Raw genomic sequence first — 11,482 nt, forward strand, 5'->3', positions numbered from 1 at the left:
GAATAGACTATTGTTTTTGTATTATGTCAAGATTAACTTTGAAAGAACAAATTTTACCATCGTAGCTAAAGTTGGCATAAGTTTTGAATAGAAGATGTTAGTAGCTTCTAGTTAAGTGACCAACCCATAATACCTGTAAGAGAGATGAGAACGATTCGGTTGTACATGATTTTGCAATGGGTATTGTTTCTGCCCATACTATTGCCACTTTGCATGGTGTTCGGTGCCCTTCGTGGAGCAGTTCTCATGGCTGAGCGGGTAATCGATCAAATGAGTATTGACATTAGTTACAAGCCAACAAGCACGTCAGTACAGACGGAAGCCTGATTGGGTTGCTATCAATAGCGCGTATATAGAAAGGCGCTGACAAGACTGCTATGCCTTGTCAGCGCCTTCATGCTTCAGTGGCGATCAGTCTTATCGTAAAAGAGGGACGTACCTGACTCAGGTACGTCCCTCTTTTACGATAAGACTGATCGCTCGGCAAACCAATTAAAAGATGAAATCCAGATTTTTGTCTTTGAATTCCTCATTGTCAAGCTCCAGGAACTCCTCCCAGAATGGGTCAACAGGAAGGCCGGCGCGCAGGATGAGCGGTTCTTTCTTTACTGGATGAATAAAGTACAGACGACGGGCGTGAAGGTATATCTTCTTATCGGGTACCTCGCGGTCATAACCATATTTGGCATCCCCCCGGATAGGACAGCCCATTGCCGCCAACTGAACCCGGATCTGGTGTGGACGACCTGTCAACGGTTCAACTTCCAGTAAATAATGCTCATTGATCTTGCCCAGGAGCCGATAGGATAGCTCGGCCCGCTGTGAGCCGGGCACTTCAGTATCGTAGGCCGTAACCTGATTTTTTGCTTCGTCTTTGATCAGGTAATGCACCAGCTTTCCTTTCTTTTCAGCGGGGTGCTGGCGAACAACGGCCCAATACGTTTTTTGAATCTGACGCTTCCGAAACAGTTCCGTCATCCGCTCAACCGCCTTCGAGGTACGTCCGAAAACAACCAGTCCACTTACGGGGCGATCGAGGCGATGAACAGGGTTAAGAAACACATCACCAGGTTTATTGTAGTGTTCTTTAATATACTCTTTAAGGAGTTCAGTAAGCGATATATCGCCGGTGCGATCGCTCTGCACGAGCACGCCAGGCTCTTTATTGACGATCAGGAGGTGGTTATCTTCGTAAACCACCGAATAGGGTACGCGCTTCTTCATACGATAAACCGATAAGGTCTTGGAGTCCTTATCGGTTTTAAATCAACTCAGTACGCTTCCGATTCGTTCGGGAAATCATTGGCTTTCACATCATCAACGTAATGCGTGATGGCTTCCAGCATGGCGGTGTGCAGGTCGGCATAGCGACGCAGGAATCTTGGTTTGAACTCCTTGTTGATACCCAGCATATCATGAATAACCAGAATCTGGCCGTCGGCGTCTGGCCCGGCACCGATGCCAATAGTTGGGATCGCGAGTTGTTCCGATACCTGTTTGGTCAGTGCTGCGGGGATTTTTTCCAGGACCGTGGCAAAGCAGCCAATGTCCTGGAGCATCAGCGCATCGTCGATCAATTGCTGTGCTTCGGTTTCTTCTTTAGCCCGGACGGCATAGGTGCCAAACTTATAAATTGACTGGGGAGTGAGGCCCAGATGCCCCATAACGGGTACGCCTGCGCTCAGAATGCGGGTTATTGATTCACGAATTTCGTGGCCACCTTCCATTTTTACGGCGTGTGCTCCCGACTCTTTCATAATCCGAATGGCCGACCGCAGGGCTTCTGATGAATTCCCCTGGTAAGAGCCGAAAGGCAGATCAACCACGACCAGCGCCCGTTTGACAGCCCGTACTACTGAGCCGGCATGATAAATCATCTGATCAAGTGTGATGGGCAGTGTTGTCTCGTGCCCAGCCATCACGTTGGAGGCCGAATCGCCAACCAGAATGACTTCTACACCAGCCGCATCGACAACCCGTGCCATAGAGTAATCGTATGCCGTGAGGGCTGAAATTTTTTCGCCCCGGCTTTTCAACTCCTGAAGAGTGTGGGTCGTGACGCGTTTGATATCGGGATTGTGAACGGACATTTTCTAGTTTACTGTTTTCCGTTTACAGTCTTCAGTTGCGCCGCTTATTCGTTACGCCCGCTAAAGAGTGGAGCAACTAAAAACAGTAAACGGAAAACAGTAAACTTGTTTACCTGGGTGCCAGCCAGGATTCGGGGTTCATTTTGGCAAACTCTTTCCAGATCTGAAATTGCAACTCGGCATTACCCCGGCTGTCTGTACCCACGGTGCCAATGTTTTCGCGCGCTTTCACACGTTCACCCACTTTTACCGTCACGTCTTTAAGCTTGGCGTAGATCGTGTAATAATCACCATGCTGAATGGCCACCACGTTTTGGCTACCCATAACGTATTCAACATTCATGACAATGCCATCATAGATCGCTCGTACTGGCTCGCCCGCATTAGTTTGAATATCAATGCCCGGATTGGACACTTTTAGTCCTTTGAGCACCGGGTGAGGATGAACCCCAAACCGCTCGGAGACGAAGCCGCGCTGAACAGGCCATGGCAACCGGGCACGCGAAGCCGCAAACGACGAGCCAAGAGCCAGTTCTTCGCGGTTGAGGTTGCTGGGGGTACGTGTATTGTCTGATTTAGCGACGCCCAGATCAGGAGCGGGAATAACAACAACGGGTGGCGGCGCAGGCTTGCCCTCTTCTTTGGCCTTGGCAACGGCGTCGGCGCGGCGACGTTCTGCTTCACGACGTTCAGCGGCTAGTCGGGCGGCTTCTACTTTGGCGAGTCGCTCACGTTCGGCCCGCTCGCGGGCGGCGCGCTCGGCCCGTTCGCGGGCTTCACGAGCAATGATCGTGGTGATCATGTTTTCCAGCCGATTGATGTTCTTTTTGCTCTCGGCAAGTTCGGTTCGTAGCTCACTTTCGCGCTGGCTTAACTGCTGAACAACCTTGTTCTTATCCTGCTTCAGGTCTTCAAGCTTCTCTGATTCCCGAACTTTGGTGCCCAATACAACTGTTTGCTGCCGACGTTTCTGTTCAGTTGCTGTTCGCTTACCCGTCAACTCCGTCTGTACCGTTTCCATTTCCCGTTTTTGGGTCTGGCGTGCCTTGGCATACTGCTTCAGATAACGAAACCGGGCAACTAGTTGGTTGAAGTTTTCGGACGAAAACAAAAAACCCAGTGGATTCAACTGCTGACGGCGTTTGTCGGCGGCGTAAATCATCTGGGCATATTCAGCACGGAGTTTATCGAGGTCCCGGTTCAGGGCCTGACTTGCTTTGCGAAGGTCTGAAATTTCTACTTCACTCAATTTGATTTCGTCAGACAGTAAGTTGATCTGCCTTGATTGGGCGTCGATCTGAGCGGTCAGCGCTTTGAGTTGTCCAATGGATACTTGCTTTTCCGACGATGTCTTCTTCAGCACTTCACGCAGTTCATTCAATTGCTCGATGTTCTTCTTTTTTTCGCGCTCCAACGCCTGCCGGTCCCGTTTCTGAGCAAGCAGTGGGAGAGCGGTCAGTAAAGTGATGATGAGCAAGAGAAATAGGCGCATGAGCAAAAATAGTCGAAAGAAGTCTGGAAGGGTAATCAGCGTAGTCGAGCAGGGTCGGGAAAATCGGATTAACTCCTTAAAACGACTTTCCAGATCGTGCTCGACTACGCTGATTACCCTTCCAGACTTTAGTTACGTTGATATTTGGCCGGGATGGTAAACGGAAAACCGGGGTCTTTATCGATCAATTCGACCTTGTTATGTTTAATCCGAATCAGGGTCTGGTAAAACTGCCCATCGGTCTCTGATTTATAATCGAGCGTGACCAGACTGGAATAAGGAAAGAGGAAGTTATTGAGCGCGTTGAAATCTTCGTAGTCGAGGCGAAGCGCGTTCTTCGTTGGTTGTTCGGTCACCATCAACCGTTTAAGCTTCCGGTCGTTTTCGCCGATGTAGTTTTCGACCAGGACTTTGCCGGCACTCTGCCGAAGCAATAGATAATCGCGTTCGTTTTTGATCTTTTGAACGGGTCGTTTTGGCAATGGGAGATTTCCGACGATCAGCGCCTGAAGCAGGTCGAAATTCATGTCAAAGTTGAACTGGCGGCTCAGGGTTGGAAAGTCGTAGATGGCGTATCGACGTTCCAATTTATCCATGATCGCTACTGAATCACGGGTGATCAGGGCTCGAACCGCCTCAATGCCCACTTTAGATATGCTGATCCAGATGGCACTGTCTTTACGGACGCGCAGATTCAGGTTGGCGTTGCTGATGTCCTGTGTTTTGCTTTTGAACGATAGCTTTGACTTGGCTGTGAGGTACTTGAAGTCAATCTCCGATACGTTTGCGCGGGCTTCTTCTATGCCTGGCCGGGTAAAGGCCGTACTGCTCACTGGTGGCGAAGCACTGCTGGTTATGGGGGGCGTTGGTGTTGGTGCACTGGTGGAAGTGGCTGCCTGCGGCTGGCTCATGGCCACCGTATCGGCTTTAATTGAGTCAGCGCGTGGGGTATTTTTAAGACGCTGGCGATGGCAACCGGCCTGGGTATACAGCACGCTTGCCAGAAAGGCATACAACAAAACTCTATTCATATAATTTTCCGCCCGCAATTTTCTGGTCGATCCGATCGCTGGCTCCCCCTTTCTGCTTGGCTAATTTCCATTGTTCAATGGCTTTGGCTTTGTCGCCTGACTGGAATAACGCGTCGCCATAATGTTCCAGAACTGTACCACTTACGTTGGCAGGGTCAGACTGAATGGCCTTTTCTAAGAACTTCTTTGCACCGACGTAATCTTTCATCACATACAACACCCAGGCGTGAGTATCCAGGTACGTTGCATTGGTTGGATGAAGTTCAGCCAGTTTTGTCGACATACTTTTTGCTTTAGGCAGGTTCTCTTTGCGCAAAGACAGAAAATAGCTGTAGTTGTTCAACACCCGGTCATTTGTCGGGTCTAGCTTGAGTGCGGCCTCATACGCCTCGTCGGAATGCGCATAGTCGCGAAGGCCATTGTAGGCGTCGCCTAGCTGACCGTTTATTTCAGGCTGGATCTTTTCGTTTGACGCCAGCAGTTTACGGCTCTCTTCAAGCGCGTCAATAGCCTCCTGATAACGACGTTTGTAGAGGTTAGCCGATCCGTTGGAGTACCAGAGCAGCCCCTGGTTGGGGAATACCTCCAGCGCTTTTTCAGTATGCGTCAAAATGCTGTCGACCTGTGCTAGTTCACCGTCGAGCTGTACAATAGCACCCCATACTTCATATACCGATGGGTCGAGACGGGCGGCACGGACATACGCATCGCGGGCTTCGGCTTTCTGCCCCTGTTGCATCAACAGGTCGGCCATCATCACCTGGGCTTTGGCATCGTTGGGGTTTTGGCGGGTCAATTCCTGCGCCATTTTCAGGGCATCCTGTTTGGCGGTAGGGCTGTCACCGGCAGCACCTACGTAGCTCGACAGAATCCGGGCTTTCAAACCAGCTTCCAGGTTCGGATTGGCGAATACCTTCTGTATGGCCTGATTCGACTTGTCGAGATTACCCTGCCGACGGTAGATGTCGGCCAGCATCATATTGGCCTGTGGGCTGTCGGGGTTGAGTTTAAGCGCACGTTCGAGCCAGTTGATTGCCTGCGGCACGCGGTCGTTGGCCATCAACAGTTCGGCCCCTTCAACCAGGAAATCGGGGTCGGCGGGTTCGGAGGCAATGAGCTTCTCTGCCTCTTCAATGGCTTTGTCGACTTTATTTTGCTTTAAATAAATGCGCTGCTTCTGGCGGGTGATTTCTTCGTTCAGGCCCATTACTTTTTCTACGCGGTCGTAGGTAGCCAGGGCTTTATCCGGCTTATCGTCGAAGAGATAAATAGCGGCCAGTTCAACACCGTATTCAATCGTTTCGGAGCCTTTCGCGATCAAGCTCTCGTACAGTTCTTCGGCTTCGGGGTAGCGCTTCTGCTTGACATATAGTTCGGCTACCTGCAAGAGGTAGTAGGCGTTCGATTTGTCGAGCTGGTAGGCTTTCTGTGCGTGGGGAAGTGCTTCAGTGGGTTTTCCGGCCTTGATCATTGCCGAAGCCAGCGCATACTGTGTAGCGGCGTTGGCCGGATTCTTAGCCACCATTTTCTCGAGCGCATCGATCGCCTTCGTTGGTTCATCGACGAGTAGAAACCGATACGCATCGGTAAACTCGGTTTCTTCGGCAACGGCCTTGTCTGACTTTACGGCCGGTTGAGCAATAGCCCCATTGTCGATGGCTGTCACCGAAACCGGTGGAGAAGTCGTATTGGGTTTGCGTTGGGCCAGCGTAGCAACGGGCAGGCAGAGAGCCAAACCGACCAGCAGGTGGGGCCACAGGTTCCGAACTCCAGGAAAAGCTGGAGTAAACGGGCTACAGGATGTGAAAATCAATGGCATAACGAGTAAATACACTATCAACGCCCCGGTCCAGTCTGGTATTGCTGAAATATAGCTTAGGTAAGCTAAACAAATGTACACCCAAACCAGCAAACTACGTTTTCTCTACTTGCTTCTATGAGCAAACGCCGTACCAGCACGACAAGTAACTGGCGGATGGGCCGGGCCTTTCACATAGAGCCAGTTGGCTCCACTGTCTTCGCCACATTCAATGTCTGTTCCGCGCTTTCTTTTACTGGGTCTGTTTTTGCTGCCCCTGCTGGCTGCAGGTCAGCCGTTTACAGACTCCAACCTGCCCATTATTCTGATCGATACACGCGGGTCTGCGATTGTCGACGACCCAAAGATTGTGGCCGACATGCGTATCATCGACAATGGTGCAGGAAAGCGTAATGTGCTGACAGACAAGGCTTCGTTCAGTAGTGTGATTGGTATCGAACTGCGGGGAGCTACCTCGCAGCAATTCTTTCCGAAAAAGCCGTATGGCATTGAACTCCGCGACTCGACCGGCCTGAATTCGGTGACTAAATCGGTGCTTGGCATGCCGTCGGAGAGCGACTGGATTCTGAACGCGACCTACAACGATAAAACCCTGGTGCGCGAAACGTTGACGTACGACTTCTACCGAAAGATGAGTAAGTACTATGCCTCCCGATTTCGATACTGTGAATTGGTGCTAAACGGCGAGTATCGGGGCATTTATATTCTGATGGAACGCCTGAAACGGGACAAAAACCGGGTAAATATCAGCAGCATCAAAAAAACAGACATCACCGGCGATGCCTTGACGGGGGGCTATATTCTAAAAATCGATAAGACAGAAGGCTCTGCTTCACGTACCTGGACATCGCCCTACACCGCTGGCTTGGCCCGTGTGCCGGTGAAGATTCAGATTGACCGCCCGAAACCCGACGATCTGGCCGAGGAACAGGTTCAGTATATCAAACAGTATGTAACCGACTTTGAAAACGCTCTGAATGATCCTGATTTTATTGATCCAGATAAAGGATTTCGGAAGTTTATCGACGAAGATTCGTTCATCGACTATCTGCTTCTCACGGAGGTTTGCAAGAATGTAGACGGCTACCGGCTGAGTGCCTATTTCTACAAAGACCGCGATTCGAAAAGCCCTAAGCTAGTCATGGGACCTATCTGGGATTATAACCTCACCTACGGAAACGCTGACTATTGCGACGGAAACAGCTACAGAGGCTGGGCCTTCGATTTCAATACCGTATGCCCGAAGGATATGTATCAGATACCATTCTGGTGGAATCGGCTATTGCAGGACCTGACGTTTGGCAGGAAGGTAAAGGAGAAATATAAGTTGTTGCGCCAGAGCGTATTGACACCGCAGCGGTTGAGCACTTTTGTCGATTCAACGACAGCACTGGTAACGGAGGCACGTACCCGAAACTTCGTGAAATGGCCCGTAATCGGTGTCTATGTGTGGCCTAATGGGTATGTCGGGCCAACGTATCAAAAAGAGGTTGATTACCTGAAAGACTGGATCACCCAGCGCCTGAGCTGGATGGACGTCGCCATTGAATCATTTGGTGTAGCTCCACTGGCAACAGAACCCAACGCGTTGCGCCTTGGCCCTAATCCGTCGGTCGGTGATATTGTAATCACACTACCCGTACCCGTTTCCACCGACGTAGTGCTAACTTTAACCGATATGCAGGGCCGCCTGTTGCATCAGGTTCAGTGGCAGACTCAGCCCGCAGGTACGTTTGAGCGCACCCTCTCGGCCGATCAATTCACCCGTGGGCCAGGTATGTACCTGCTGACGATAACCACGCAGAATGGACCTGTATCAAAGGTGATTGTGCGTTACTGATGGCTACTCTCAGCCATCGGCGTAGGCCAGGCGTAGTTCGCGTTGGGTCACCTGGTTGTGCAATGTCTTCACGGCTTCGGTAAGGCTGAGCGGCCGTTCGGTGCCGAACGTGCTGTAGATCAGCGCTAATTTGTCCGCCGGTACGACGATTTCTACGGGGATTTTGCCTTCGCGGATGCAAACTGCCAGGTGGTTTTCAACAGTTTGTGGCGATATGCCTCGTGCCGTAGCAATGTCGGAGATGGATTTGCCACCCAGAAACAGCACGAGCGTTGCCTCATGCGCTGCTGCGCCGGGTACGTTACCGGGCTGACTTTGAGGTGTGCCCGGCCGGTTGGCGGTACTGTAGCTGGCACTGCCGTAGTCGGGGTTATTGCGAATGATGGTGAGCAACTCATCGCCGATGCGCTTGGCTTTGGCTTTACCGAGGCCCTTGATTTTTGCCAGTTGCTCAATGGTTTCGGGACGTACCCGGGCAATCTCGGTCAGCGTTTGCTGGGCCATGATCTGGTAGGCCGTGGCATTGTGTTCCGACGCCATATTGTTGCGCCACTTCATCAGCTCGAAATACAGGGCGCTGGGCTTCGAATCATCGCGATTGCCCCGGCCAGTCGTGCTTCTGGCGCGGAGGCCAGCCGTTGGCGTGCCGACCTGTTTGCGGGCAGGCACAAAGTCGAGTTCGGCGCGGTTGCGGGCTTCGCCGCAGCGCAGGGCATCGAACCCATCGCGGCATTTGGCGAAGGTGGCCAGGTTAACGACCAGGGCTTTCTCGGTTTCGTCGAGGTATTCAAGCAGGGCGGTACGTACCTGTTTATTGTCTGAGTCGGTGGGCAGTTCGCGGAGCTTTGGTAATAGTTCGTTGGTGAGCAGGTCGTGGAAATAGACGCTGGCGTTTCGGATACGTACCTGAAGCGCCTCGTTGGCTTCGGGCATAGGCTCCTGGGCGAAATACTCGGGCAGTTGCTTCTGAAAGCGATGCGCCATCAGTCGGGCTTTGTCGGTCAGCAGCGCAGCCAGTTCGGTGAGTTCGGGCACCAGGGTCATGGGCAGGCTCCGGGCCGAATCACTCACCACTTTCCGGGTACGTCCCAGCCAGTAAGCCGCCTGTTCAAACGAGAACAGATCGTAGAGCCGCTGCTCCTGATTCACCCGTTTGGCGCTCTGGAAGTGTTGCTCCGTGGGGGTACGTTCCTGCACGTCGGCGTGGAAGCGTTCTAGGTTATGTTCGGTCTTGATGCTGCTGGCCGGGATTGGGGTTTGCAGCACCAGCCCCTCCAGCGTTTTGCACCGGCTGAGGGCCACGTATACCTGCCCGTGTGCAAAGGCCTTTCCCGCGTCGATGATGGCCCGCTCGAAGGTCAGGCCCTGACTTTTATGCACGGTGATGGCCCAGGCCAGCCGGAGCGGAAATTGCATGAACGACCCGATGATCTCACTTTTGATAGCCTTTGTGGTGGGGTCGAGCGTGTAGCGGATATTCTGCCATTCAACCGGACTAGTAGCGATGGTCATGTATTCGCCGGGGCATTTTACTTCGATGTAATCGTCGCCAAACGCGATGATCCGGCCAATCTTTCCATTATAAAACAGCTTGTCGCGCGAGACGTCGTTTTTGATGAACATCACCTGCGCCCCCACTTTCAGGTCAAGCTTGAACTCGGTGGGGTACATATGTTCGGGAAAATCGTCGAGGACCGTGGCGGTGTAGAAGCGCAGGGGCGTGGGCAGTTCGGCCAGTTTGCGGCTGTTGATCTGCTGGGCGGTGTTGTTATGGGTCGAAAGGGTGATGTAACCTGCTTCATCGTCGGGCGAAAAGTCAGGTACGTATCGCTGGTTCAGGTCGGCGAGACCTTCAGCCGTGATCGTCTTTTCCCGAATGCCATTCAGCAGGTCGATAAAACGCTGGTCTGACTGGCGATAGATGTGGGTGAGTTCGATGGAAACGTACTCCGTTTGCTGGAGAGCCTGACTGCTGAAAAAATAGCCCGTCTGGTAATGGGGCTGCAACAGCGCCCAGTCTTCGTCGCGAATAACGGGCGGCAACTGTTGCATATCACCGATGAGCAGCAACTGTACGCCACCAAACGGCCGGTCGCCGCCCCGGTAACGCCGCAACACGGCATCGATACCGTCGAGCACGTCGGCCCTGACCATACTTATTTCGTCGATGACAAGCAGATCAAGCGTGCGGAGCAGCTTGATTTTTTCGCTGTTGAATTTTCGGTTCAGTTGGTCCTGATCACCGGGGATGATTGGGCCAAACGGTAGCTGAAACAGCGAGTGGATGGTGACGCCCCCCGCGTTGATTGCCGCCACGCCCGTAGGAGCTACGACAACCAGTCGCTTGGCTGTCAGTTGCTTCACCTGATGCAGGAACGTGGTCTTTCCTGTGCCTGCCTTCCCGGTCAGAAACACGTTCTGGTTGGTGTGGAGCACGTAGTTATGGGCCAGCTCAAGGCGTTCGTTGGGAATGGGGGATAGAGTGGCCAAGTGGTTACGGGAAAAAGCGGGTTTGTACCAGGTCAACAGATCAACTCAGCTAAAGACGCAGATCATGGGCTTAGTACGACAAAGTTAACGGTTAAGCACTCTTCCAGATTCAGGAATATGATTTCAACGGATAGCCGATTTGGTCGGTCTGCTATTCGTAAGCTATTGATAGTGAACTGATTATTTCGATGGAAAAAGCCCGATCTGCGCCCTGCCTGACTATATTTTCCTTTTCCGACTTCTGGAAATCCGGTCCCGGACGTGGAATGTAATTTAGCTAAAAAGAGCTTATACACGCTGTATGAGCCCTTTTTATGCGCTGGTATGGTACTGGCATACCAGCCCGATTTTATGCGTTTTTATTCTGCGGGCAGCCGTCGGGCGCAGGCGTTTGTCTGGTTGGTCCGGTTGCTGTTTCGCCTGAGGCTGGGCAATTGGGTAGCTCAGGGGCGCATTACGTTCTATACCACCGAGATGGGCTATAGCTTGATGCGACGTACCCAGCTTGTTCGTTGGGCTTTGTTCACCGGTACGGCGGGGCCAACCCGTAAAATGACACTTTGGTACAACACAAAAGCCGATAAAAGCTTCTTCCTGAAAATCGACCTGGCTCCGCCAGTCGCCGCCAACTTGCGTCAGGAGACGCTGGCCTTATCCTACTCACAGTCAGGTATTCCGTCGTTCGCTCCTGTACGTGTTCACGCCTGATAATGAACTGGT

At 52.1% G+C, this 11,482-nt stretch carries 8 protein-coding genes; 2 read left to right on the forward strand and 6 right to left on the reverse strand.

Features of this window, described 5'->3' with window-relative positions:
- Nucleotides 1-492: 492 nt before the first annotated feature.
- From ACFE8Q_RS22495 to ACFE8Q_RS22515, 5 genes are all read right to left on the reverse strand, one after another.
- Entirely contained in the window at nucleotides 493-1,224 is a 732-nt protein-coding gene (locus ACFE8Q_RS22495; RefSeq protein WP_375447699.1) for an RluA family pseudouridine synthase, read from the reverse strand.
- A 47-nt stretch (nucleotides 1,225-1,271) separates the two neighbouring features.
- On the reverse strand, nucleotides 1,272-2,090 hold the full coding sequence (panB, locus tag ACFE8Q_RS22500; RefSeq protein ID WP_375447700.1) for a 3-methyl-2-oxobutanoate hydroxymethyltransferase: 819 nt from the start codon (nucleotides 2,088-2,090) through the stop codon (nucleotides 1,272-1,274).
- Nucleotides 2,091-2,199: 109 nt separating this feature from the next.
- Nucleotides 2,200-3,582: a murein hydrolase activator EnvC family protein gene (locus ACFE8Q_RS22505; RefSeq protein WP_375447701.1), complete on the reverse strand. Its 1,383-nt coding sequence runs from the start codon at nucleotides 3,580-3,582 to the stop codon at nucleotides 2,200-2,202.
- A 128-nt stretch (nucleotides 3,583-3,710) separates the two neighbouring features.
- Nucleotides 3,711-4,613, reverse strand: coding sequence for a DUF4292 domain-containing protein (locus tag ACFE8Q_RS22510; RefSeq protein ID WP_375447702.1), 903 nt, complete (start codon nucleotides 4,611-4,613; stop codon nucleotides 3,711-3,713).
- A complete protein-coding gene (locus tag ACFE8Q_RS22515; protein ID WP_375447703.1) occupies nucleotides 4,606-6,432 on the reverse strand; it encodes a tetratricopeptide repeat protein in 1,827 nt (608 codons plus the stop codon). The genes ACFE8Q_RS22510 and ACFE8Q_RS22515 overlap by 8 nt, the downstream gene beginning before the upstream one ends.
- A 211-nt stretch (nucleotides 6,433-6,643) precedes the next feature.
- Here ACFE8Q_RS22515 and ACFE8Q_RS22520 point away from each other — a divergent pair, with 211 nt between their 5' ends.
- Entirely contained in the window at nucleotides 6,644-8,272 is a 1,629-nt protein-coding gene (locus tag ACFE8Q_RS22520; protein ID WP_375447704.1) for a CotH kinase family protein, read from the forward strand.
- Between the two features lie 9 nt (nucleotides 8,273-8,281).
- On the opposite strand, the gene ACFE8Q_RS22525 is transcribed toward ACFE8Q_RS22520, so the two are convergent.
- Nucleotides 8,282-10,762: an HRDC domain-containing protein gene (locus ACFE8Q_RS22525; RefSeq protein ID WP_375447705.1), complete on the reverse strand. Its 2,481-nt coding sequence runs from the start codon at nucleotides 10,760-10,762 to the stop codon at nucleotides 8,282-8,284.
- A 351-nt stretch (nucleotides 10,763-11,113) separates the two neighbouring features.
- On the opposite strand from ACFE8Q_RS22525, the gene ACFE8Q_RS22530 reads away from it, so the two are divergent.
- Entirely contained in the window at nucleotides 11,114-11,470 is a 357-nt protein-coding gene (locus ACFE8Q_RS22530; RefSeq protein ID WP_375447706.1) for a hypothetical protein, read from the forward strand.
- Nucleotides 11,471-11,482: the final 12 nt, after the last annotated feature.

This window comes from uncultured Fibrella sp. (assembly GCF_964250085.1).
Lineage (GTDB): Bacteria > Bacteroidota > Bacteroidia > Cytophagales > Spirosomataceae > Fibrella.